Raw genomic sequence first — 23,122 nt, 5'->3', positions numbered from 1 at the left:
CGCCATGACCGCCACCTTGGTGAAAGAGGCGAGCCCTCCGGCATCCGCACACCCCGACGGTGCGGGCGGCCGACGCCTGCGCCGGCGGGGCCGCGTCATCGCCCTGCTGTTCGTGTTCCCCGCCCTGCTCCTGCTGGGCGCCCTGGTCCTGTACCCGGTGCTGTTCTCCATCGGCCGCAGCTTCTTCGACGCCTCCGGCAGCGAGTTCGTGGGCGGCGAGAACTACGCCGAGATGTTCCGTGACCCGGTCACCCTCAAGGCGATCCGGAACACGGCGATCTGGGTCGTCGTCGCACCGACGCTGCTGACCGCACTCGGGCTGATCCTGGCCGTCCTGGTGGAGAAGGTCCGCTGGGCCACCGCCTTCAAGCTGCTGCTGTTCATGCCGATGGCCGTGTCGTTCCTCGCCGCCGGCATCATCTTCCGGCTCGCCTACGACGACAACCCGGACAAGGGCGTGCTCAACGCGGCCGTCGTCTCCGTCCACGACGCCTTCAAGGGCTCCTCGTCCTATCCGACCGCCCGTGCGCGGGACGGCGAGACGCTGACCAAGGAGGACGACGGGTCGTACATCACCGGGACGGAGGTGTCGCCCGGAGACACGGCGGCGGTACTCGGGCTGGTGGGGGTGGCTCCCAAGGACCTGCCCGGGGACGCCGAACCCGCGGCCGGCGCCGCGGCCGGAAAGACCGGTTCCGACGAGGTGCGCGGTGTCGTGTACCTCGACTTCACACCCGGCGGGGGAGGGGAGCCGGGAGTGGTCGACGGCGAGGAGAGCGGACTGCCCGGCGTCACGGTCGAGGCGGTACGCGACGGGAAGACGGTCGCCAGTACGACCACCGCCGCCGACGGCTCGTTCGGCTTCGACGGGCTCGACGGCGGGTCGTACGCGCTGAAGCTTCCCGCGTCGAACTTCGCCGCGCCCTACGACGGCATCTCCTGGCTCGGTCCCACGCTCGTCACCCCGGCGATCATCGGGGCGTACCTGTGGATCTGGACCGGGTTCGCGATGGTGCTCATCGGGGCGGGGCTGTCCACCCTGCCCAGGGACGCGCTGGAGGCCGCCCGGATGGACGGGGCCAACGAGTGGCAGATCTTCCGGCGGATCACCGTCCCGCTGCTCGCGCCGGTGCTCACCGTGGTGTTCGTGACGCTGGTGATCAACGTGATGAAGGTCTTCGACCTCGTCTACATCATCGCGCCCGGACCCGTGCAGGAGGACGCGACCGTGCTCGCGACGCAGATGTGGCTGGTGTCGTTCGGCGGCGGCAACAACCAGGGGCTGGGCAGCGCGCTGGGCGTGCTGCTGCTGCTCCTGGTCATTCCGGCCATGGTGTTCAACGTCCGTCGTTTTCGGAGGAGTCAGCGGTGAGCGCGGTGCGGCGTGTTCTGGGCAACGCGGTGGTGCAGGCGTTCCTGGTGGTGATCGGGCTGGTGTGGATGACCCCGCTGGCCGGGCTGTTCCTGTCCTCGCTGCGGTCGGCCGAGGAGACGGCGGAGGGGGGCTGGTGGACCGTGTTCACCAGCCCGGGGGAGTTGTCCTTCGAGAACTACTCGGCGCTGCTGGGGAATTCGGGGATCACACAGGCGTTCTGGAACACCGTGCTGATCTCGGTGCCGACCACGGTGCTGGTGGTGGTCGTCGCCGCGCTGGCCGGATACGCCTTCGCGTGGCTGGACTTCCCCGGGCGTGAGCCCGTCTTCCTGGTCGTCGTCGCGCTGCTGGTCGTGCCCGTGCAGATCGGGCTGCTGCCGGTGGCGAAACTCTTCGGGCAGCTCGGGCTGTTCGGGACCATTCCGGGTGTCGTGCTGTTCCACGTCGCCTACGGGCTGCCGTTCGCGGTGTTCCTGCTGCGGAACTACTTCGCCGAGATGCCGAAGGAGATGCTGGAGGCCGCCCGGATGGACGGGGGGAGCGAGTGGCGGATCTTCATCCAACTGGTGCTGCCGGTGGGGCGGCCGGCCATCGCCAGCCTCGCGATCTTCCAGTTCCTGTGGGTGTGGAACGACATGCTGGTCGCGCTGCTGTTCGCGGACAGTTCCTCGCAGCCGCTGACGGTGCAACTTCAGTCGCAGATCCGGCAGTTCGGCAGCAACATCGATGTGCTGGCGCCGGGGGCGTTCTTGTCGCTGGTGGTGCCGGTTGTGGTGTTCTTCGCGTTCCAGCGGCACTTCGTGCAGGGCGTCATGGCGGGGTCCGTCAAGTAGGGGGCGGGGCGGTGGGGGTTTTCTCGCCCCCGCCGCCCCTTCCCGTCCCGAACCTGGGGCTCCGCCCCAGGATCCCGCTCCTCAAACGCCGGAGAGGCTGAAATCAGCCTCTCCGGCGTTTGAGGAGCGGAGGCCCGGGGGCAGCGCCCCGGAGGACGGGGACGGGCGGCGGGGGCGAATCGAACGACTCGTCCTCCACCGCCGGACCCGCCTATGCCGACGCCGCTGGATACAACTCCCTCGGCAGCTGTGAAGCCGCCGCCCTGTCCAGCAGCCACAGGGTGCGGCTGCGGCCGTAGGCGCCCGCCGCCGGGGCCTGGATCTCCCCCGCGCCCGCCAGGGCGATCTCCGCCGCCTCCGCCTTGTCCTCGCCCGCCGCCAGCAGCCAGACCTCCCGGGCCGCCCGGATCGCGGGGAGGGTCAGGGTGACCCTCGTCGGCGGGGGTTTCGGGGCGCCGTGGACGCCCACCACCGTGCGTTCCGTCTCCCGGACCGCCGGGAGTTCCGGGAAGAGGGACGCCACGTGCGTGTCCGGGCCGACGCCCAGCATCAGGATGTCGAAGGCGGGGACGGGCGCGTGGTTCTCCGGAGCCGCGGCCGCGGCCAGTTCCTCCGCGTAGGCCGCCGCCGCCGCGTCCACGTCCGTGCCGTGCGGGCCGTCCGACGCGGGCATGGCGTGCACGCGCTTCGGGTCCAGCGGCACCGCGTCCAGCAGCGCCTCACGGGCCTGGGTGACATTGCGCTCCGGGTCGCCCTCCGGGAGGAAGCGTTCGTCGCCCCACCACAGGTCGAGCCGGGCCCAGTCGATCGCGTCCCGCGCCGGGGCGGCGGCCAGCGCGGCCAGCAGGCCGTTGCCGTTGCGGCCGCCGGTCAGGACCACGGACGCCGAACCCCGTGAGGCCTGCGCATCCACGATCTTCGTGATCAGCCGGGCCGCCGCGGCCTGCGCCATCAGCTCCTTGTCCCGGTGCACGACCAGCTGCGGTGCCGTACTCACTTCGCCGCCGCCTTCTTCACCGGGGCCTGCGCCGTCGCCTCGGCCGCGGGAGCTTTCGCAGCCGACTCGACGGGAGCCGGGACCGCTTCCCGTTCTCCTTTGGCCGGAGCGGCACCCTCACCCGACGACTTCAGGCGTTCCACGCCGTAGCGCAGCGCCGAGGCGTACGTGTCGTCCGGGTCCAGACGGCGCAGCTCCTCCGCGATCAGCTCCGCCGTGTCGCGGCGCTTGAGCGCCACCGCACGCTTCGGCTGGCCCTGGATGGACAGCGTCGCCAGCGAACCGTCGGCGCGGTCCAGCACGATCGGGCCGCAGTCGGTGTCCATGCGGACCGCCGTGAGCCCCGGCCCGCCGGAGTGCGAGCGCTTGACGGGGACGTCCAGCCGGTCCGCGAGCCACATCGCCAGCAGCTCGCAGCTCGGGTTGAACTCCTCGCCCTCCACCTCGACGCCCTGCACCTCGCAGGCGATCTGGTCCAGCGCCGCCGCCAGCATCGAACGCCAGGGCGTGATGCGGGTCCACGACAGGTCCGTGTCGCCGGGGGTGTAGGCGTCGGCGCGGGCGGCGAGCTCCTCCACCGGCTTCTCGCAGGCGTAGGTGTCGGTCACCCTGCGCTGGGCCAGCGCGCCCAGCGGGTCCTTCGCCGGGTCCAGCGGGGCGCCGACCGGCCACCACACCACCACCGGGGCGTCCGGCAGCAGCAGCGGCAGCACCACCGACTGGGCGTGGTCGGCGACCTCGCCGTACAGGCGCAGGACGACGGTCTCGCCGGTGCCGGCGTCCGCGCCGACCCGGACCTCGGCGTCGAGGCGGGACTGGGTGCGGTCACGGGGCGAGCGGGAGACGCGCTTGATGACGACCAGCGTGCGCGAGGGGTGCTCGCGCGAGGCGTCACCGGCCGCCTTCAGCGCGTCGTAGGCGTTCTCCTCGTCCGTGACGATGACCAGCGTGAGCACCATGCCGACGGCCGGGGTGCCGATGGCCCGGCGGGCTTGCACCAGCGCCTTGTTGATCTTGCTGGCCGTGGTGTCCGTGAGGTCTGTCTTCATGGCCGGCGCCAGCTCCGTCCGTCTCGCTCGAGCATTTCGTCCGCCTCGACGGGTCCCCACGTCCCGGCCGGGTACTGGGCCGGCCTGCCGTGGGTGTCCCAGTACTCCTCGATCGGGTCGAGGATCTTCCAGGACAGCTCGACCTCCTCCGTGCGCGGGAAGAGGTTGGAGTCGCCGAGCAGGACGTCCAGGATCAGGCGCTCGTACGCCTCCGGGCTGGACTCGGTGAAGGACTCGCCGTAGGCGAAGTCCATCGACACGTCCCGGATCTCCATCGACGTGCCCGGTACCTTGGAGCCGAACCGGACGGTGACGCCCTCGTCCGGCTGGACGCGGATGACGATCGCGTTGGAGCCCAGCTCCTCGGTGGCCGTCGTGTCGAAGGGGGAGTGCGGCGCCCGCTGGAAGACCACCGCGATCTCGGTGACCCGGCGGCCCAGCCGCTTGCCGGTGCGCAGATAGAAGGGGACACCCGCCCAGCGGCGGTTGTCGATGCCCAGCTTGATCGCGGCATAGGTGTCGGTCTTCGAGGAGGCGTCGATGCCCTCCTCCTCCAGATACCCGACCGCCTTCGCGCCCCCCTGCCAGCCGGCTGCGTACTGCCCGCGCACGGTGTCCCGGCCCAGGTCCTTCGGCAGCCGCACGGCACCGAGCACCTTGGTCTTCTCCGCCGCCAGCGCGTCCGCGTCGAAGGAGGCCGGCTCCTCCATCGCGGTGAGCGCGAGCAGTTGGAGGAGGTGGTTCTGGATGACGTCACGGGCGGCGCCGATGCCGTCGTAGTAGCCGGCCCGGCCGCCGATGCCGATGTCCTCGGCCATGGTGATCTGCACGTGGTCGACGAACGACCGGTTCCATATCGGCTCGAACATCGTGTTGGCGAAGCGCAGCGCCAGGATGTTCTGGACCGTCTCCTTGCCCAGGTAGTGGTCGATGCGGAAGACCTGGTCCGGGGCGAAGACCTCGTGGACGATCGCGTTCAGTTCCTCGGCCGACCTCAGGTCGTGCCCGAACGGCTTCTCGATCACCGCGCGGCGCCAGGAGCCGTCCTTCTGGTCCGCCAGCCCGTGCTTCTTCAGCTGCTGGATGACCACCGGGAAGGAACGCGGCGGCACCGACAGGTAGAAGGCGAAGTTGCCGCCCGTGCCCTGCGCCTTGTCCAGCTCCTCGATCGTGTCGCGCAGCCGCTCGAACGACTCGTCGTCGTCGAAGGTGCCCTGCACGAAGCGCATGCCCTGGATGAGCTGCTGCCAGACCTCCTCGCGGAAGGGGGTACGGGCGTGCTCCTTGACCGCGTCGTGGACCTCCTGGGCGAAGTCCTCGTTCGCCCACTCCCGGCGGGCGAACCCCACCAGGGAGAAGCCCGGCGGCAGCAGGCCCCGGTTGGCGAGGTCGTACACGGCCGGCATCAGCTTCTTGCGGGACAGATCGCCCGTCACACCGAAGATGACCAGACCCGACGGCCCCGCGATACGCGGGAGCCGTCGGTCCGCCGGGTCACGCAGCGGGTTGCTGCTCGACAAGGTCTCAGCCCTCCGAGGGAGCGAGGCGCTGGAGCTCCGCCTCGGTCGACTTCAGCAGGTCGTTCCAGGAGCCCTCGAACTTGTCGACGCCCTCGTCCTCCAGAAGCTGCACCACCTCGTCGTACGAGATGCCGAGCGCCTCGACCGCGTCCAGGTCGGCGCGGGCCTGCTCGTAGGTGCCGGAGACGGCGTCGCCCCGGATCTCGCCCTGCTCCTCGGTGGCGAACAGCGTCGCCTCCGGCATGGTGTTCACCGTGTTCGGCGCCACCAGCTCGTCGACGTACATCGTGGCCTTGTACGCCTTGTCCTTCACACCGGTCGACGCCCACAGCGGACGCTGCTTGTTGGCGCCCTCGCGCTCCAGCGCGTTCCAGCGGTCCGTGGAGAAGACCTCCTCGTACGCCTGGTAGGCCAGGCGCGCGTTGGCGATGGCGGCCTTGCCGCGCAGCGCCTTGGCCTCGTCGGTGCCGAGCGCGTCGATCCGCTTGTCGATCTCGGTGTCCACACGGGACACGAAGAAGGACGCCACGGAGTGGATCTTCGACAGGTCCAGGCCGCGCTCCCTGGCCTTCTCCAGGCCGGTCAGGAACGCGTCCATGACCTTGCGGTAGCGCTCCAGGGAGAAGATCAGCGTCACGTTGACGCTGATGCCCAGACCGATGACCTCGGCGATCGCCGGGATGCCGGCCTCGGTCGCCGGGATCTTGATGAGGGTGTTGGGCCGGTCCACCAGCCACGCGAGCTGCTTGGCCTCGGCGACCGTCGCCTTGGTGTTGTGCGCCAGCCGCGGGTCGACCTCGATCGAGACCCGGCCGTCCTGGCCGTCGGTGGCGTCGAAGACCGGCCGCAGGATGTCGGCGGCGTCCCGGACGTCCGCCGTGGTGATCATGCGGATGGCCTCTTCGACGGTGACCTTGCGGGCGGCGAGGTCGCTCAGTTGCTGGTCGTAGCCGTCGCCCTCGGAGATCGCCTTCTGGAAGATCGTCGGGTTGGTGGTGACGCCCACGACGTGCTGCTGGTCCATCAGCTCGGCGAGGTTGCCGGACGTGATCCGCTTGCGCGACAGGTCGTCCAGCCAGATCGCGACGCCTTCGTCGGAAAGGCGCTTGAGTGCGTCCGTCATGGAAATTCCATCTCCTACGTGTCGTGTATGGGCGTCAGCGCTGGGCCGCGGCGATCGATTCCCGGGCCTGGGCCGCCACGTTCTCGGCGGTGAAGCCGAACTCCTCGAACAGCACCTTGCCGTCGGCGGAGGCGCCGAAGTGCTCCAGGGAGACGATCCGGCCGGCGTCCCCGACGTACTTGTGCCAGGTGAGACCGATCCCCGCCTCCACGGCCACGCGCGCCTTGACGGCCGGCGGCAGGACGCTGTCCCGGTACCCCTGGTCCTGCTCCTCGAACCACTCCACGGACGGCATGGACACCACACGCGTGGGCACACCGTCGGCCTGGAGCCGCTCGCGCGCCTCGACGGCGACGTGCACCTCGGAGCCGGTCGCGATCAGGATGACCTCCGGCTCACCACCCTCCGCGTCGAACAGCACGTAGCCACCCTTCGCCGCGTCCTCGTTCGGTTCGTACGTCGGCACGCCCTGCCGGGTCAGCGCCAGACCGTGCGGGGCGCCCTTGCCGAACTCCTTCGTCCAGCGGGTGAGGATCTCCCGCCAGGCGATCGCGGTCTCGTTGGCGTCCGCCGGGCGGACCACGTTCAGACCGGGGATGGCGCGCAGCGACGCCAGGTGCTCGACCGGCTGGTGCGTCGGGCCGTCCTCGCCCAGACCGATGGAGTCGTGCGTCCACACGTACGTCACCGGCAGGTGCATCAGCGCCGACAGGCGCACCGCGTTGCGCATGTAGTCGGAGAACACCAGGAAGGTGCCGCCGTAGACGCGCGTGTTGCCGTGCAGCGCGATGCCGTTCATCTCCGCGGCCATGGCGTGCTCGCGGATGCCGAAGTGGATCGTGCGGCCGTACGGGTCCGCCTCGGGCAGCGGGTTGCCGGCCGGGAGGAACGACGACGTCTTGTCGATCGTGGTGTTGTTGGAGCCCGCCAGGTCGGCCGAGCCGCCCCACAGCTCCGGGATCACCGCGCCGAGCGCCTGGAGCACCTTGCCGGAGGCGGCACGGGTGGCCACGCCCTTGCCCGGCTCGAACACCGGGATCGAGTCCTGCCAGCCCTTGGGCAGCTCACCGGCGGCGATCCGGTCGTACTCGGCGGCGCGCTCGGGGTTGTTGTCCCGCCACTGCTGGAAGGACTTCTCCCACACCGCGCGGGCCGCCCGGCCCCGCTCCAGCGCCTTGCGGGTGTGGCCGATGACCTCGTCGGTGACCTCGAAGGACTTCTCCGGGTCGAAGCCGAGGACGCGCTTGGTGGCCGCGACCTCGTCGTCGCCGAGCGCCGAGCCGTGCGCGGCCTCGGTGTTCTGCGCGTTCGGCGCGGGCCAGGCGATGATCGAGCGCATGGCGATGAAGGACGGCTTGTCCGTGACCTTCTTGGCCTCCTGGATCGCGTCGTAGATCGCGTTCACGTCCAGGTCGCCGTCCGGCTTCGGCGCGACACGCTGCACGTGCCAGCCGTACGCCTCGTACCGCTTGACGGTGTCCTCCGAGACGGCCGTCTCGGTGTCGCCCTCGATGGAGATGTGGTTGTCGTCCCACAGCAGCACCAGGTTGCCCAGCTTCTGGTGGCCCGCGAGGGAGGACGCCTCGGCGGAGATGCCCTCCTGGAGGCAGCCGTCACCGGCGACGCAGTAGACGAAGTGGTCGAACGGCGACTCGCCCGCGGCGGCCTCCGGGTCGAACAGACCGCGCTCGTAGCGGGCGGCCATCGCCATGCCCACGGCGTTGGCGACACCCTGGCCCAGCGGGCCGGTCGTGGTCTCCACGCCCGTGGTGTGCCCGTACTCGGGGTGGCCCGGCGTCTTCGAGCCCCAGGTGCGGAACGCCTTCAGGTCGTCCAGCTCCAGGCCGAAGCCGGCCAGGTAGAGCTGGGTGTAGAGGGTCAGGGACGAATGACCGGCGGACAGCACGAAACGGTCGCGCCCGACCCAGTCGGCGTCCGCCGGGTCGTGCCGCATCACCTTCTGGAAGAGGGTGTAGGCGGCGGGCGCCAAACTCATCGCCGTACCCGGATGGCCGTTACCGACCTTCTGTACGGCATCGGCGGCCAGGACGCGGGCGGTGTCGACGGCCCGCTGGTCCAACTCGGTCCACTCGAGGTCTGTGGTGGTCGGCTTGTTGCTCACCCTGAGTCAGGGCTCCTCTCCACATGGATTCGGACGGCCGGTGACTGCCCACCGGCGTGGTCGAGCCTACCCCCGTAGGACGTGGGTTTTTCCGGGCCGTTCCAGAGTGCGGGCACTCTTGCGGATCCGCCTCCTGACCGGTTCGTTTCCCCCTTCGGCAGATGAATACGGAGCCGCTCATACGGGTGCTCAATCGAGCTTCGGGGCGCACCTCGGAGGGCGCCGGCCAACACGAGCGGACCCCCGCGAATGTCCGGGTCTGGGCAACGTCTACAGTGGCGTGGTACGCGCGAGCCTTTACCCCCGCTTCACGTGGGGAGGCTTGCTGGAATCTCTGTAGGGGTGTGCGTGACGGCCGTTGAATCCCGTCCAGCGGGGGTGCTGGGGACGAGTCAGAGCCCTGCCCATCGGCCGTTCGGGGCCCGCGTGATGGCATTCGTGGCTCTCACCAAGCCGCGGATCATCGAGCTGCTGCTCATCACCACCGTCCCGGTGATGTTCCTGGCGCAGCAGGGCGTGCCCGACCTGGGGCTGGTGCTGCTGACCTGTGTCGGCGGCTACCTGTCCGCGGGCGGCGCGAACGCGCTCAACATGTACATCGACCGCGACATCGACGCGCTGATGGACCGCACCTCCCAGCGTCCGCTGGTGACCGGCATGGTCAGCCCGCGCGAGTGCCTGGCCTTCGGCATCACCCTGGCGGTCGTCTCGACGCTGATGTTCGGGCTCGCCGTCAACTGGCTGTCCGCGTGGCTCTCCCTCGGCGCGCTCCTCTTCTACGTCGTCGTCTACACGATGATCCTCAAGCGGCGCACGTCGCAGAACATCGTGTGGGGCGGCATCGCCGGCTGCATGCCGGTGCTGATCGGCTGGTCCGCGGTCACCGACTCGCTGTCGTGGGCGCCGGTCATCCTCTTCCTCGTCATCTTCTTCTGGACGCCGCCGCACTACTGGCCGCTGTCCATGAAGGTGAAGGACGACTACGCGCGCGTCGGCGTGCCGATGCTGCCGGTCATCGCCTCCAACAAGGTGGTCGCCAAGCAGATCGTGCTCTACAGCTGGGTCATGGTCGCGGTGTCGCTGCTGCTCACCCCGCTCGGCTACACCGGCTGGTTCTACACGGCGGTCGCCCTGGCGGCGGGCGGCTGGTGGCTGTGGGAGGCGCACGCGCTGCTGAACCGCGCGAAGGCCGAGGTGACGGGCGGCAAGCTGAAGGAGATGCGGCTGTTCCACTGGTCCATCACCTATGTGTCGCTGCTCTTCGTGGCCATCGCGGTGGACCCGTTCCTGCGGTAACCGCTCCGTGCTCGCCGACCGGGCGGGGTCCGTGGCCAAGGCCACGGACCCCGCCCGTCGCCGTTCGATCTACCCGTCGGTAGCATCCTGGTCATGGCAGACACGCAGCAGGTGGACCCGAAGGCCGAGCAGAAGGCGGCCCGGCTCGCCAAGCAGATCAGCGGCTTCGCCACGGCACACGGCGGCGCCGAGGGACAGATCGCGTACCTCGGACAGCGCGGCGCCCGCATCGTCCTCGTCGGCGAGGACGGCGCCTGGGGCGACGTCTTCGCCCCCTCCATGGAGATCGCCGGGAAGGCCGTGGAGAAGGCGGGCATCACGGTGCACGAGGACTTCGACGGCGAGTTCGCGGCGAAGGTGAGGACGGGGCCGTACGAGTGGAGCAGGATGGCCGGCATCCAGGTCGGTGGCCCTTCCAACGGCTGAGCGACAGCCGGCCCAGGGGCGCGGGGCCGTATCGGCATGCGGCTCCGCCGCGTGGGCGCGATCAACCCGGGACGGCCCGCGCCCGCCGAACCGACCGGCACCCGGCAGACGCGCGACCTCTTCCGGGGGCCACCCGTTAGGACCTGTGACGCCCACGGTCCATGACGGGGAGCCCCGGATGATCGAAACACCCTCACTCGTGGACCAGTACTGCCACGGAGTGCTCCGCACAGAGCTGGGCCTGGGCACCTTCGAGGCCCAGCTCGCCCGGACCGAGGGCCCGCCCGCCCCCGGGACCACCCTCTTCGACACCCAGACCGGCTTCGCCGTACGCCGCTGGTGTCCACCCCTGCTCGGCCTGGAACCGCACTGCCCGCCCGCCCGCTACCTCGCCCGGCGCCGTGAACTCGGCGTGATCGAGGCCGGGCGGCGGCTGCTGCGGGGCAGCGGCATCACCGCCTACCTCGTCGACACCGGGCTGCCCGGCGACCTCACAGGACCCACCGAGCTGGGCATGGCCGGGGACGCCGAGGCCCACGAGATCGTCCGCCTGGAACAGCTCGCCGAACAGGTCGCCGACACCTCCGGCACCGTCGAGTCCCTCCTCGCCAACCTCGCCGAGTCGGTGCACGCGGCCGCCGCGCACGCCGTCGCCTTCACCTCCGTCGCCGGCGTACGGCACGGCCTGGCGCTCGCCCCCGAGCCGCCCGGACCGGGGGAGGTGCGCGGGGCGGCGGGGCGCTGGCTGGCCTCCCGCCGGGTCGGGGACGAGCTGAGCGACCCCGTGCTGCTCCGGCATCTGCTGTGGATCGCCGTCGCCTCGGGCCGGCCCCTCCAGCTCCACGCCGGTCTCGCCGCACCGGGCGCCCGCATCGACCGCACCGACCCGGTCCTGCTGACCGACTTCGTCCGGGCCACCGCCGGTCTCGGCACCGCCCTGGTGCTGCTGCACGGCTACCCGTACCACCGCCACGCCGCCCATCTCGCCGGTGTCTTCCCGCACGTCTACGCCGACTGCGGCGCCGCCCTGGTCCGCACCGGCGCCCGCGCGGCGACCGTCCTCGCGGAGATCCTGGAACTCGCCCCCTTCGGCAAGATCCTCTTCTCCAGCGGCGCCCGCGGCCTGCCCGAACTGCACGTCGTCGGCGCCCACCTGTTCCGCGAGGCGCTCGGCCGGGTGCTGGGCACCTGGGTGGCCGAGGGCGCGTGGTCGCTGGAGGACGCCCAGCGGGTGGCCGGCCTGATCGCCTCGGGGAACGCGGGCCGGGTGTACAACCTGGACTGAACTGTGAAGACTGGGCGGATGCCGACCGACGCGTTACTCGACCGTTTCCTCACCGGCCTGGCGCCGCTCGACCCGGTGGCCGTATGGGCGCACGGCTCACTGGCCGGTGGCGACTACCAGGAGGGCCGCAGCGATCTGGACATGATCGCGGTCCTGGACCACCCGGTCACGGCCCGGACGGTGTGGCGCGTCGCGCTGCTGCACGCCCGGCTGCGGGGCGAGCCGCTGGCCGACCGGCTGCACTGCACCTATCTGACGCCGGAGACCGCGGCGGACGCCGGGCGGCGCCACCTCACCTGGGCGCACGAAAAGCTCTTCAAGCGCCCCGTCACCCCGGTCACCCGCACCGAGCTGCACACCTTCGGCCGGGTCCTGCGCGGGGCGCCGCCCGCGGACGTACTGCCGCCGGTGCCGGACGGCGAGCTCACCGCGTTCGTGGTGCGCGACCAGCGCGACTTCTGGCGGCGGGAGGTGGACCGGGCCGCCAACTGGACCCAGGACGTGTGGGTCGACCTGGGCCTGCTGACCTTCGCCCGTGCCACCGTGACCCTGCGCGAGGGCCGGCTCGTCACCAAGCGGGAGGCCCTGGACGTCCTGCCCGGCCTCGGCGCGCCCGGCGAGGTCGTCGAGGACATCAGGAGGCGACGCTACGACGATCCCGCGCCGCCCGCCGAGGGGTGGACCGTACGCCGGGCCCGGCTGACCAGGGACTACCTGGGGCCGGCGATCGACGCGCTGGTGGCGGACTCCTGAGCAGCCGGTACGGCCGCGTCCGGCACCGCGGCCTCCGGGCGCTCGCGCAGCGACAGCAGCACCCGCAGCACCCAGATCCACATCACGCAGGAGCCGAACATGTGCAGGCCGACCAGGACCTCGGGGAGGTCGGTGAAGTACTGGACGTAGCCGATGGCGCCCTGCGCGAGCAGGATCAGGAACAGCTCGCGGGTGCGGGCCAGTGGGCCTTTGGGGGCGTCGACCGCCTTCAGGACGAACCACAGGGCGAACGTCAGTGTCACCACGATCCACGCCAGTACGGCGTGCAGCTTGCTGACCGTCTCCCAGTCGAGCGGCATCCGCGGGACCTCGCTGGAGTCACCCGCGTGCGGGCCCGCGCCGGTCACCACCGTGCCGACCGCGATCAGCAGCACGGAGGCGGCCACCATGAACCACACCAGCTGCTGCACGGCCTTGCCGACCAGCGGCCGGGGCGGTTCGTCGCCCTCGCGGGTGCGCTGCCACATCACCGTGGCGACCGCGATCAGCGCGGTGGAGAGCAGGAAGTGCGCCGCGACCGTGTACGGGTTCAGGCCGACGAGGACCACGATGCCGCCGAGGATCGCGTTGCCCATGACGACCCAGAACTGCGTCCAGCCCAGCCGGGTCAGGCTGCGCCGGTACGGCTTCTCCGAGCGCGCGGCGATGATCGCCCAGCCGACGGCGGCGCAGAGCACGTACGTCAGCAGGCGGTTGCCGAACTCGATGACGCCGTGCAGGCCCATCTCGCTGGTGGTGGTGAGTGAGTCGTCGGTGCACTTGGGCCAGGTCGGGCAGCCCAGGCCGGAGCCGGTCAGGCGTACGGCACCGCCGGTGACCACGATGACGACCGCCATGACGAGCGCGGCGAGGGCCGCCCGGCGGACGGTCCGGGGGTCCGGGGTCCAGCGTGCGGCGATGAAGGCGAGCGGGTTGCGCAGGGCCGCCTGGGCGTCGGCGCGGGTCACGTTTGGCACGCGTCCCATCGTAGGACGCCGCTTGTGCACGCTTTCACGAGGGTCCGTCTTGGCCGGGGGCGTTCGCGCGGCCCGGCGCTTGCGGGGTGCCTCCCCCACCCTCGGCTGCGCTCGGACGGGGGACCCCCGTCGTCCTGGGGATACCGCCCAGGCCCTTGAGGCACTGGGGGGAGGCACGATCACCCGCGGGAACGGGCGGGGCGGCGGCACGACCGCCCGCGGGAACGCGGCTCTACTCCCAGCGGAAGAAGCGTCCGGCCGCCGTGAGACCCGCGATCGCCCACACGGCGAGGATGCCGAGATCGGCCCACGGCATCCCGGCCCCGTGCTGGAGCACGTCCCGCAGGCCCTCCGAGAGGGCGGAGATCGGCAGCAGGCCCAGGACGTCCTGGGCCGCGTCCGGGAACTTGTCCAGCGGTACGACCACCCCGCCGCCGACGAGCAGCAGCAGGAAGACCAGGTTGGCGGCGGCGAGCGTCGCCTCGGCCCTGAGGGTGCCCGCCATCAGCAGGCCGAGCCCGGAGAAGGCGGCCGTGCCGAGGACCAGCAGCGGGAACACCGCGAAGGGGCCGCCCTGCGGGGACCAGCCGAGCGCGAGCGCGATCGCCGTGACGAGGATCACCTGGAGGACCTCGGTGACCAGCACCGACAGCGTCTTCGCGGTCATCAGCCCCCAGCGCGGCAGCGGCGACGAGGCCAGCCGCTTCAGCACGCCGTACCGGCGCTCGAAGCCGGTCGCGATGGCCTGCCCGGTGAACGCCGTCGACATCACCGCGAGCGCGAGGACGCCGGGGGCGAGGAAGTCCACCGCCTCGCCCGCACCGGTGTCCACCACGTCCACGGTGCTGAAGAGCACCAGCAGCAGGGTGGGGATGATCACCGTCAGCAGCAGCTGCTCGCCGTTGCGCAGCAGCATCCTCGTCTCGAGCGCGGCCTGCGCGGCGATCATGCGCGCCAGGGGAGCGGCCCCCGGCTTCGGGGTGTAGGCGCCGGTGGCCGTCACGAACGCAGCTCCTTGCCGGTGAGTTCCAGGAAGACGTCTTCGAGGGTGTGCCGTTCCACCGAGATCCGGTCCGGCATCACCCCGTGCTGCGCGCACCAGGACGTCACCGTGGCGAGCAGCTGCGGGTCGACCGTGCCCATGACCCGGTACGAGCCCGGGGCCACCTCGGCGCCCGAGGAGCCGGGGGGCAGCGCCTTCAGCAGGGACGCCATGTCCAGGCCCGGCCGTCCGGAGAAGCGGAGCGTGTTCTCGGCGCCGCCCCGGCACAGTTCCTCGGGGGAGCCCTGGGCGATGACCCGGCCGGCGTCGATGACCGCCACGTCGTCGGCGAGTTGTTCGGCCTCGTCCATGTAATGGGTGGTGAGGACGACGGAGACGCCGTCCGCGCGCAGGTCCCGGACCAGGTCCCAGGTGGCACGGCGGGCCTGCGGGTCGAGGCCGGCGGTCGGCTCGTCCAGGAACACCAGCTCCGGGCGCCCCACCACGGCCATCGCCAGCGCGAGCCGCTGCTGCTGGCCGCCGGAGAGCCGCCGGTACGACGTGCGGCCGCAGGACCCGAGCCCGAGGCGCTCGATCAGCGCGTCCACGTCCAGCGGGTGCGCGTGCAGCTTCGCCACGTGGCGGAGCATCTCGTCGGCCCGTGCGCCCGAGTAGACGCCACCGGACTGGAGCATCACCCCGACGCGGGGCCGCAGCGCCGCCGACTGCCGCACCGGGTCGAGGCCCAGGACGCGCACCGTGCCGGAATCCGGCCGCCGGTACCCCTCGCAGGTCTCGACCGTGGTCGTCTTGCCCGCCCCGTTGGGGCCGAGCACGGCGGTCACGCCGGGCCGGGCCACCAGGTCGAGGCCGTCCACCGCGGTCTTCGTGCCGTACCGCTTCACCAGGGCCTGCACCTGGACCACGGGCTCACTTCGCATGGGTCACGAGTCTAGGGAGGCGGCCGGGGCGTCAGGGCGCCGGGTGCGGGAACTCCTCCCCACGTGGCAAGAGGGCCGGTCGGAGGGGGCGCGGGCAGGGTCGCCGGGTGCCCCGGAGACGGCACCCGGACCGCGCGGGTCCGATCGATCAAAGATCGTTTCCGCAGGTCACATTAGGTATACCTAAGTGATGCAGCGCACCTTCGGGCCGTCCGGACGCGGCTTGCCCGGCTCGGATGAATTACGCAACAATGGCGTTGTGAAAAACGTCGGCGAGGCTCCTCACGAGGAACTGGCAACCGGTGAGCGGTCCACCCGCAACCGCGTCGCCCGCTCCATCCTGGACCACGGCCCGTCGACCGTCGCCGAGCTCGCCGAGCGGCTCCGCCTCACCCAGGCGGCCGTACGCCGCCACCTGGACGCGCTGACCGCCGACAACGTCGTGGAAGCCCGCGAGCGGCGCGTCTACGGCGCGCGCACGCGCGGACGCCCGGCCAAGGTCTTCGCCCTCACCGACTGCGGGCGGGACGCCTTCGACCAGTCGTACGACAAGCTGGCCCTGGACGCCCTGCGGTGGATCGGTGAGCGGGAGGGCGGCGGCGAGGCGATCGCCGCGTTCGCCCGCGCCCGGATCGCCGCACAGGCGGACGCCTACCGCAAGGCGGTCGAGGCCGCGGCCCCCGAGGACCGGACGGAAGCGCTGGCCAAGGCCCTGAGCGCGGACGGGTACGCTGCGACTGCGCGCAGCGCGCCGGTCGGTGAGCAGCTCTGCCAGCACCACTGCCCGGTCGCCCACGCCGCCGAAAAGTTTCCGCAGCTCTGCGAGGCCGAGACGGAATTTTTCGCCGAGCTTCTCGGTACGCATGTGCAGCGACTGGCCACCATCGCGCACGGCGACGGCGTCTGCACGACGTTCATCCCCAAGATTTCCCACCACGCATCTGAAAGCACGTCCGGGAGGAACCCCGCATGACTCTCCCCACGGAGACTGCCCACCCCGAGCTGGAGGGTCTGGGCACCTACGAATACGGCTGGGCCGACCGTGACGAGGCCGGTGCGTCCGCGCGCCGTGGCCTGAACGAGGACGTCGTCCGGGACATCTCCGCGAAGAAGGACGAGCCGGAGTGGATGACCAAGCTCCGCCTCAAGGGCCTGCGCCTGTTCGAGAAGAAGCCCATGCCGAACTGGGGCTCCGACCTTTCCGGCATCGACTTCGACAACATCAAGTACTTCGTGCGCTCCACGGAGAAGCAGGCGGAGTCCTGGGAGGACCTGCCCGAGGACATCAAGAACACCTACGACAAGCTGGGCATCCCGGAGGCCGAGAAGAAGCGCCTCGTCGCCGGTGTCGCCGCCCAGTACGAGTCGGAGGTCGTCTACCACCAGATCCGCGAGGACCTGGAGGAGCAGGGCGTCATCTTCCTCGACACCGACACCGCTCTGAAGGAGCACCCGGAGCTCTTCAAGGAGTACTTCGGCACGGTCATCCCGGTCGGTGACAACAAGTTCGCGTCGCTGAACTCCGCCGTGTGGTCCGGCGGCTCCTTCATCTACGTCCCGCCGGGCGTGCACGTCGAGATCCCGCTCCAGGCCTACTTCCGGATCAACACCGAGAACATGGGCCAGTTCGAGCGGACCCTGATCATCGTCGACGAGGGTGCCTACGTGCACTACGTCGAGGGCTGCACCGCGCCGATCTACAAGTCGGACTCGCTGCACTCCGCGGTCGTCGAGATCATCGTCAAGAAGAACGCCCGCTGCCGCTACACGACCATCCAGAACTGGTCGAACAACGTCTACAACCTGGTCACCAAGCGCGCCGTGGCCTACGAGGGCGCGACCATGGAGTGGGTCGACGGCAACATCGGCTCCAAGGTGACGATGAAGTACCCGGCCGTCTACCTGATGGGCGAGCACGCCAAGGGCGAGACGCTGTCCATCGCCTTCGCCGGCGAGGGCCAGCACCAGGACGCGGGCGCCAAGATGGTCCACATGGCCCCGAACACCTCGTCCAACATCGTCTCCAAGTCGGTGGCGCGCGGCGGTGGCCGCACCTCCTACCGCGGTCTGATCGAGATCGGCGAGGGCGCCCCGGGCTCCAAGTCCAACGTGCTCTGCGACGCGCTGCTCGTCGACACCATCTCCCGCTCGGACACCTACCCCTACGTGGACGTCCGTGAGGACGACGTGTCCATGGGCCACGAGGCGACCGTCTCCAAGGTCTCCGAGGACCAGCTCTTCTACCTGATGAGCCGCGGCCTGAGCGAGTTCGAGGCGATGGCGATGATCGTGCGCGGCTTCGTCGAGCCGATCGCCAAGGAACTGCCGATGGAGTACGCGCTCGAGCTCAACCGGCTGATCGAGCTGCAGATGGAAGGCGCGGTCGGCTAAGCACCAGCGCCGTTCCGTCAAGCCCCTTACGCACAGGAAAGCGAGCACTACGACAGCCATGGCTGAGGCTCAGAACATCCCCGTGGGTTCCACCACCGCGGGCTCGATCGCGGTCGCCGCGGAGTCGACCGTCGCGACCCGCATGAGCGCGCCCCCGTCCTTCGACGTGGCGGACTTCCCCGTCCCCCACGGCCGCGAGGAGGAGTGGCGGTTCACCCCGCTGGCGCGGCTGCGCGGTCTGCACGACGGCACCGCCACCGCCACCGGCGAGGGCGTCAAGGTCGCCGTCGAGGCGCCCGAGGGCGTCACCGTCGAGACGGTCGGGCGCGACGACGCCCGGCTCGGCCGCGCGGGCACCCCGGTGGACCGCGTCGCCGCCCAGGCGTACTCCGCCTTCGAGCGGGCCTCGGTCGTGACCGTGCCGAAGGAGACCGTCCTCACCGAGCCGATCCGCATCGCGGTGCACGGCGAGGGCGGCACCGCCTACGGTCACCAGGTGATCGAGCTCGGCGCCTTCGCCGAGGCGGTCGTGGTCATCGACCACACCGGCGACGCGGTGCTCGCCGCCAACGTCGAGTACCTGCTCGGCGACGGCGCCAAGCTGACCGTCGTCTCCGTCCAGGACTGGGACGACAAGGCCGTCCACGTGGGCCAGCACAACGCCCTCGTCGGCCGCGACGCCTCCTTCAAGTCGGTCGTCGTCACCTTCGGCGGGGACGTGGTCCGGCTCCACCCGCGCGTCGTCTACGCCGGCCCCGGCGGCGAGGCCGAACTGTTCGGCCTGTACTTCACCGACGCCGGCCAGCACCAGGAGCACCGCCTCCTGGTCGACCACAACGTCCCGCACTGCACGTCGAACGTCGCCTACAAGGGCGCGCTCCAGGGCGACGACGCGCACGCCGTGTGGATCGGTGACGTCCTCATCGAGGCCAAGGCCGAGGGCACCGACACCTACGAGATGAACCGCAACCTGGTCCTCACCGACGGCGCCCGCGTCGACTCCGTGCCCAACCTGGAGATCGAGACCGGCGAGATCGTCGGCGCCGGCCACGCCTCCGCGACCGGCCGCTTCGACGACGAGCAGCTCTTCTACCTGATGGCCCGAGGCATCCCCGAGCAGGACGCCCGCCGTCTGGTGGTCCGCGGCTTCTTCGCCGAACTCGTCCAGCAGATCGGCGTCCCGGACATCGAGGAGCGCCTGATCGCCAAGATCGAGGAGGAGCTGGAGGCCGCGGTCGCATGACCTTCGTACGCGTCTGTGGACTGGGCGAGCTGGAGGAGGACACCCCGAAAAGGGTGGAACTCGACGGCACGCCGGTCTCCGTCGTGCTCACCGAGGGGGAGGTGTTCGCGATCCACGACATCTGCTCGCACGCGAACGTCTCCCTCGCGGAGGGCGAGGTGGACGACTGCCACATCGAGTGCTGGCTGCACGGCTCGCGTTTCGACCTCCGTTCCGGCAAGCCCGACGCCCTCCCGGCGACGCGCCCCGTCCCCGTATACCCCGTAAAGATCGAAGGGGACGACGTGCTCGTCTCCCTCACCCAGGAGTCCTGAGGCACCCATGGCAACGCTTGAAATCCGAGACCTGCACGTCACCGTCGAGGTCGAGAACGGCACGAAGGAAATCCTCAAGGGTGTCGACCTCACCGTGAAGCAGGGTGAGACGCACGCCATCATGGGCCCCAACGGCTCCGGCAAGTCGACCCTCGCCTACTCCCTCGCGGGTCACCCCAAGTACACGATCACCGGCGGCACCGTCACCCTCGACGGCGAGGACGTCCTGGAGATGTCCGTCGACGAGCGCGCCCGCGCCGGCCTCTTCCTCGCCATGCAGTACCCGGTCGAGGTCCCCGGCGTCTCCGTCTCCAACTTCCTGCGCACCTCCGCCACCGCCGTCCGCGGCGAGGCCCCCAAGCTGCGCACCTGGGTGAAGGAGGTCAAGGAGGCCATGGAGCGCCTCAACATGGACCCCGCCTTCGCCGAGCGCAACGTCAACGAGGGCTTCTCCGGCGGTGAGAAGAAGCGCCACGAGATCCTCCAGCTCGAGCTGCTCAAGCCGAAGGTCGCGATCCTCGACGAGACCGACTCCGGCCTCGACGTCGACGCCCTGCGCGTCGTCTCCGAGGGCGTCAACCGCGTCCGCGAGACCGGCGAGGTCGGCACCCTGCTGATCACGCACTACACGCGCATCCTGCGCTACATCAAGCCCGATTACGTCCACGTCTTCTCGGCCGGCAGGATCGTCGAGTCCGGCGGTGCCGAGCTCGCCGACAAGCTGGAGGAAGAGGGTTACGAGGCTTACACGAAGGGTGGCGCATCCGAGTGACACAGCTGCCGGGCCTCCTCGACACCGAGGCGATCCGCAAGGACTTCCCCATCCTGGACCGGCAGGTCCACGACGGGCGGAAGCTCGTGTACCTGGACAACGCGGCGACCTCGCAGAAGCCGCGCCAGGTGCTGGACGCCCTGAGCGAGTACTACGAGCGCTACAACGCCAACGTCCACCGCGGTGTGCATGTGCTCGCCGAGGAGGCCACGGCGCTGTACGAGGGCGCGCGCGACAAGGTCGCGGAGTTCATCAACGCGCCCTCGCGCGACGAGGTGATCTTCACCAAGAACGCCTCCGAGTCGCTCAACCTCGTGGCCAACATGCTCGGCTGGGCCGACGAGCCCTACCGGGTGGACCACGAGACCGAGATCGTCATCACGGAGATGGAGCACCACTCCAACATCGTGCCGTGGCAGCTGCTCGCGCAGCGCACCGGCGCGAAGCTGAAGTGGTTCGGACTGACCGACGACGGCCGGCTCGACCTGTCCAACATCGACGAGGTCATCACCGAGAAGACGAAGATCGTCTCCTTCGTCCTGGTCTCCAACATCCTGGGCACGGTCAACCCGGTCGAGGCGATCGTGCGCCGCGCCCAGGAGGTCGGCGCGCTGGTCTGCGTCGACGCCTCCCAGGCCGCCCCGCACATGCCGCTGGACGTCCAGGCCCTCCAGGCCGACTTCGTGGCCTTCACCGGCCACAAGATGTGCGGCCCGACCGGCATAGGCGTGCTCTGGGGCCGCCAGGAGCTGCTGGAGGACCTGCCCCCGTTCCTCGGCGGCGGCGAGATGATCGAGACCGTGTCGATGAGCTCGTCGACCTACGCGCCGGCCCCGCACAAGTTCGAGGCGGGCACCCCGCCGATCGCCCAGGCGGTCGGTCTCGGCGCGGCGATCGACTATCTGTCGGCCATCGGCATGGACAAGATCCTCGCCCATGAGCACGCCATCACCGAGTACGCGGTCAAGCGCCTGACCGAGGTCCCGGACCTGCGCATCATCGGCCCCGCCACGGCCGAGGACCGGGGCGCGGCGATCTCGTTCACGCTCGGCGACATCCACCCGCACGACGTGGGCCAGGTCCTCGACGAACAGGGCATCGCCGTCCGGGTCGGCCACCACTGCGCACGGCCGGTCTGCCTGCGGTACGGAATTCCCGCGACCACGCGAGCGTCGTTCTATCTGTACTCCACGCCGGCCGAGATCGACGCACTGGTCGACGGCCTGGAGCACGTACGGAACTTCTTCGGATGAGGAGCTGAGGCGTGAAGCTGGACTCCATGTACCAGGACGTCATCCTGGACCACTACAAGAACCCGCACGGGCGTGGTCTGAGGGACGGCGACGCCGAGGTGCACCACGTCAACCCGACGTGCGGCGACGAGATCACGCTCCGCGTGAAGTACGACGGCACGACGATCAGCGACGTCAGCTACGAGGGACAGGGCTGCTCCATCAGCCAGGCCTCCGCCTCCGTGCTGAACGACCTGCTGGTCGGCAAGGACCTCGCCGAGGCGCAGCGGATCCAGGGGACCTTCCTGGAACTGATGCAGTCCAAGGGGAAGATCGAGCCCGACGACGCGATGGAGGAGGTCCTGGAGGACGCGGTCGCGTTCGCCGGGGTCTCCAAGTACCCGGCCCGGGTGAAGTGCGCCCTCCTCAGCTGGATGGCGTGGAAGGACGCGACGGCCCAGGCGCTGGGCGCCGACGCCGAAAGGACTACGGCATGAGCGAGACCCTGGAGATGAAGCCGGCCTCGGAGGAGGAACTCCGCGAGGCCCTGATGGACGTCGTCGACCCCGAACTGGGCATCGACGTCGTCAACCTCGGCCTCATCTACGGCATCCACGTCGACGACTCCAATGTGGCGACCGTCGACATGACCCTGACCTCCGCGGCCTGCCCGCTGACGGACGTCATCGAGGACCAGGCCAAGTCCGCCACGGACGGTCTGGTCAGCGAGCTGCGCATCAACTGGGTGTGGATGCCGCCGTGGGGCCCCGACAAGATCACGGACGACGGCCGTGAGCAGCTGAGGGCGCTGGGCTTCAACGTCTGAGCGAGCGGTTCGGTCGAGTGGCCCCCGGCAGCGTGCCGGGGGCCACTCGCATGTGATCGTCCCTGGCTACGATCGCCGTCATGGGGTACGCACTGCTCGCCGGAGCCATCGCAGCGGAAGTGGTCGGGACGACCGCCATGAAGTACAGCGAGGGATTCACCCGGCTGTGGCCCTCGGTCGTCACCGTCGCCGGGTACCTGGTGGCGTTCGCCCTGCTCGCACAGGCCCTGAAGACCCTGTCGGTCGGCACGGCGTACGCCATCTGGTCCGGGGTCGGGACGGCCGCCATCGCGGTGATCGGCACGATGTTCTTGGGCGAGGGACTCACCGCCGCCAAGGCCGGCGGCATCGCGCTGATCATCGCCGGGGTGGTGGTGCTCAATATGGGCGGGGCGCACTGACGGGGGTGTGCCGCCTTGGGCGGGGCCGTCCGGTGGCGTGCGTGCCGCTTCGGGCGGGGTTGTTCGGTGCTGGTGTGCATCGCGCTCCGGACGGGCTGTTTCGCGGGGTGTGTCGCCTTGGCCGGCCCGTCCGGCGGCGCGCGTGCCGCTCCGGGCCGTCCCGTGGCCGTGTGTCGCCCCGGCGGGGCGTCTCCCGGCGGGGCCGCCGTCCGCGTGGACCGCACGCTGAGACGTGCTCCGCACCGGTTCGCGTCCGTGGCCGCC

General features: G+C 70.4%; 23 protein-coding genes. 15 read left to right on the top strand and 8 right to left on the bottom strand.

What is annotated here, in order from left to right; genetic code table 11:
* Positions 1–4 precede the first annotated feature (4 nt).
* Together ACF1DX_RS23250 and ACF1DX_RS23245 are read left to right on the top strand one after the other, a co-directional pair.
* A complete protein-coding gene (locus tag ACF1DX_RS23250) occupies positions 5–1,372 on the top strand; it encodes an ABC transporter permease subunit (RefSeq protein WP_391793047.1) in 1,368 nt (455 codons plus the stop codon).
* Positions 1,369–2,208, top strand: a complete 840-nt coding sequence (locus ACF1DX_RS23245; RefSeq protein WP_391793046.1) for a carbohydrate ABC transporter permease — start codon at positions 1,369–1,371, stop codon at positions 2,206–2,208. The genes ACF1DX_RS23250 and ACF1DX_RS23245 overlap by 4 nt, the downstream gene beginning before the upstream one ends.
* Positions 2,209–2,419: 211 nt before the next feature.
* On the opposite strand, the gene pgl is transcribed toward ACF1DX_RS23245, so the two are convergent.
* The 5 genes from pgl to tkt are packed head-to-tail and all read right to left on the bottom strand — an operon-like array spanning position 2,420 to position 9,019.
* On the bottom strand, positions 2,420–3,205 hold the full coding sequence (gene pgl / locus ACF1DX_RS23240; RefSeq protein ID WP_391793045.1) for a 6-phosphogluconolactonase: 786 nt from the start codon (positions 3,203–3,205) through the stop codon (positions 2,420–2,422).
* Positions 3,202–4,254 carry a glucose-6-phosphate dehydrogenase assembly protein OpcA gene (gene opcA / locus ACF1DX_RS23235; protein WP_391793044.1) on the bottom strand — a complete coding sequence of 351 codons (1,053 nt, stop codon included), beginning with the start codon at positions 4,252–4,254 and terminating at the stop codon, positions 3,202–3,204. The genes pgl and opcA overlap by 4 nt, the downstream gene beginning before the upstream one ends.
* Entirely contained in the window at positions 4,251–5,774 is a 1,524-nt protein-coding gene (gene zwf, locus ACF1DX_RS23230; protein WP_391793043.1) for a glucose-6-phosphate dehydrogenase, read from the bottom strand. The genes opcA and zwf overlap by 4 nt, the downstream gene beginning before the upstream one ends.
* Before the next feature lie 4 nt (positions 5,775–5,778).
* Complete coding sequence (gene tal, locus ACF1DX_RS23225) at positions 5,779–6,897, bottom strand: transaldolase (protein WP_391793042.1); 1,119 nt, start codon at positions 6,895–6,897, stop codon at positions 5,779–5,781.
* 34 nt (positions 6,898–6,931) lie between these two features.
* Entirely contained in the window at positions 6,932–9,019 is a 2,088-nt protein-coding gene (gene tkt / locus ACF1DX_RS23220; RefSeq protein WP_391793041.1) for a transketolase, read from the bottom strand.
* Between the two features lie 342 nt (positions 9,020–9,361).
* Here tkt and ACF1DX_RS23215 point away from each other — a divergent pair, with 342 nt between their 5' ends.
* The 4 genes from ACF1DX_RS23215 to ACF1DX_RS23200 all read left to right on the top strand — a co-directional run bounded on the left by ACF1DX_RS23215 (position 9,362) and on the right by ACF1DX_RS23200 (position 12,779).
* Complete coding sequence (locus ACF1DX_RS23215; protein ID WP_391793040.1) at positions 9,362–10,315, top strand: heme o synthase; 954 nt, start codon at positions 9,362–9,364, stop codon at positions 10,313–10,315.
* Between the two features lie 93 nt (positions 10,316–10,408).
* Positions 10,409–10,741 carry a hypothetical protein gene (locus ACF1DX_RS23210; protein WP_391793039.1) on the top strand — a complete coding sequence of 111 codons (333 nt, stop codon included), beginning with the start codon at positions 10,409–10,411 and terminating at the stop codon, positions 10,739–10,741.
* 178 nt (positions 10,742–10,919) lie between these two features.
* Entirely contained in the window at positions 10,920–12,026 is a 1,107-nt protein-coding gene (locus ACF1DX_RS23205) for an amidohydrolase family protein (protein WP_391793038.1), read from the top strand.
* 18 nt (positions 12,027–12,044) lie between these two features.
* The gene (locus ACF1DX_RS23200; RefSeq protein ID WP_391793037.1) at positions 12,045–12,779 is read left to right on the top strand and encodes a nucleotidyltransferase; all 735 of its coding nucleotides are present in this window, start codon (positions 12,045–12,047) and stop codon (positions 12,777–12,779) included.
* On the opposite strand, the gene ACF1DX_RS23195 is transcribed toward ACF1DX_RS23200, so the two are convergent.
* The 3 genes from ACF1DX_RS23195 to ACF1DX_RS23185 form a co-directional block, all read right to left on the bottom strand.
* Positions 12,737–13,765, bottom strand: coding sequence for a heme A synthase (locus tag ACF1DX_RS23195; protein WP_391793036.1), 1,029 nt, complete (start codon positions 13,763–13,765; stop codon positions 12,737–12,739). The two genes, ACF1DX_RS23200 and ACF1DX_RS23195, sit on opposite strands and share 43 nt — an antisense overlap.
* 223 nt (positions 13,766–13,988) lie before the next feature.
* On the bottom strand, positions 13,989–14,759 hold the full coding sequence (locus ACF1DX_RS23190; protein ID WP_391793035.1) for an ABC transporter permease: 771 nt from the start codon (positions 14,757–14,759) through the stop codon (positions 13,989–13,991).
* Entirely contained in the window at positions 14,756–15,679 is a 924-nt protein-coding gene (locus ACF1DX_RS23185) for an ABC transporter ATP-binding protein (protein WP_391793034.1), read from the bottom strand. Before ACF1DX_RS23185 ends, ACF1DX_RS23190 begins: the two co-directional genes overlap by 4 nt.
* 259 nt (positions 15,680–15,938) lie before the next feature.
* Here ACF1DX_RS23185 and ACF1DX_RS23180 point away from each other — a divergent pair, with 259 nt between their 5' ends.
* From ACF1DX_RS23180 to ACF1DX_RS23140, 9 genes are all read left to right on the top strand, one after another.
* Entirely contained in the window at positions 15,939–16,652 is a 714-nt protein-coding gene (locus ACF1DX_RS23180) for a helix-turn-helix transcriptional regulator (RefSeq protein ID WP_391793033.1), read from the top strand.
* On the top strand, positions 16,649–18,070 hold the full coding sequence (gene sufB, locus ACF1DX_RS23175; RefSeq protein ID WP_030820938.1) for a Fe-S cluster assembly protein SufB: 1,422 nt from the start codon (positions 16,649–16,651) through the stop codon (positions 18,068–18,070). Before ACF1DX_RS23180 ends, sufB begins: the two co-directional genes overlap by 4 nt.
* Positions 18,071–18,128: 58 nt before the next feature.
* Positions 18,129–19,313 carry a Fe-S cluster assembly protein SufD gene (gene sufD, locus ACF1DX_RS23170; protein ID WP_391793032.1) on the top strand — a complete coding sequence of 395 codons (1,185 nt, stop codon included), beginning with the start codon at positions 18,129–18,131 and terminating at the stop codon, positions 19,311–19,313.
* Positions 19,310–19,627, top strand: a complete 318-nt coding sequence (locus ACF1DX_RS23165) for a non-heme iron oxygenase ferredoxin subunit (RefSeq protein ID WP_391793031.1) — start codon at positions 19,310–19,312, stop codon at positions 19,625–19,627. Before sufD ends, ACF1DX_RS23165 begins: the two co-directional genes overlap by 4 nt.
* Before the next feature lie 7 nt (positions 19,628–19,634).
* On the top strand, positions 19,635–20,399 hold the full coding sequence (sufC, locus tag ACF1DX_RS23160) for a Fe-S cluster assembly ATPase SufC (protein WP_391793030.1): 765 nt from the start codon (positions 19,635–19,637) through the stop codon (positions 20,397–20,399).
* Positions 20,396–21,652: a cysteine desulfurase gene (locus ACF1DX_RS23155; RefSeq protein WP_391793029.1), complete on the top strand. Its 1,257-nt coding sequence runs from the start codon at positions 20,396–20,398 to the stop codon at positions 21,650–21,652. Before sufC ends, ACF1DX_RS23155 begins: the two co-directional genes overlap by 4 nt.
* A gap of 11 nt (positions 21,653–21,663) precedes the next feature.
* On the top strand, positions 21,664–22,128 hold the full coding sequence (gene sufU, locus ACF1DX_RS23150) for a Fe-S cluster assembly sulfur transfer protein SufU (protein ID WP_391793028.1): 465 nt from the start codon (positions 21,664–21,666) through the stop codon (positions 22,126–22,128).
* Positions 22,125–22,457, top strand: a complete 333-nt coding sequence (locus tag ACF1DX_RS23145; protein ID WP_030224563.1) for a metal-sulfur cluster assembly factor — start codon at positions 22,125–22,127, stop codon at positions 22,455–22,457. The genes sufU and ACF1DX_RS23145 overlap by 4 nt, the downstream gene beginning before the upstream one ends.
* Positions 22,458–22,537: 80 nt before the next feature.
* Complete coding sequence (locus tag ACF1DX_RS23140) at positions 22,538–22,858, top strand: DMT family transporter (protein WP_391793027.1); 321 nt, start codon at positions 22,538–22,540, stop codon at positions 22,856–22,858.
* Positions 22,859–23,122 lie beyond the last annotated feature (264 nt).

It is taken from the genome of Streptomyces sp. NPDC014676, from assembly GCF_043084105.1.
GTDB lineage: Bacteria > Actinomycetota > Actinomycetes > Streptomycetales > Streptomycetaceae > Streptomyces.
The sequence above is the reverse complement of the archived record's forward strand: the minus strand, read 5'-3'. Positions and strand labels throughout refer to the sequence as shown.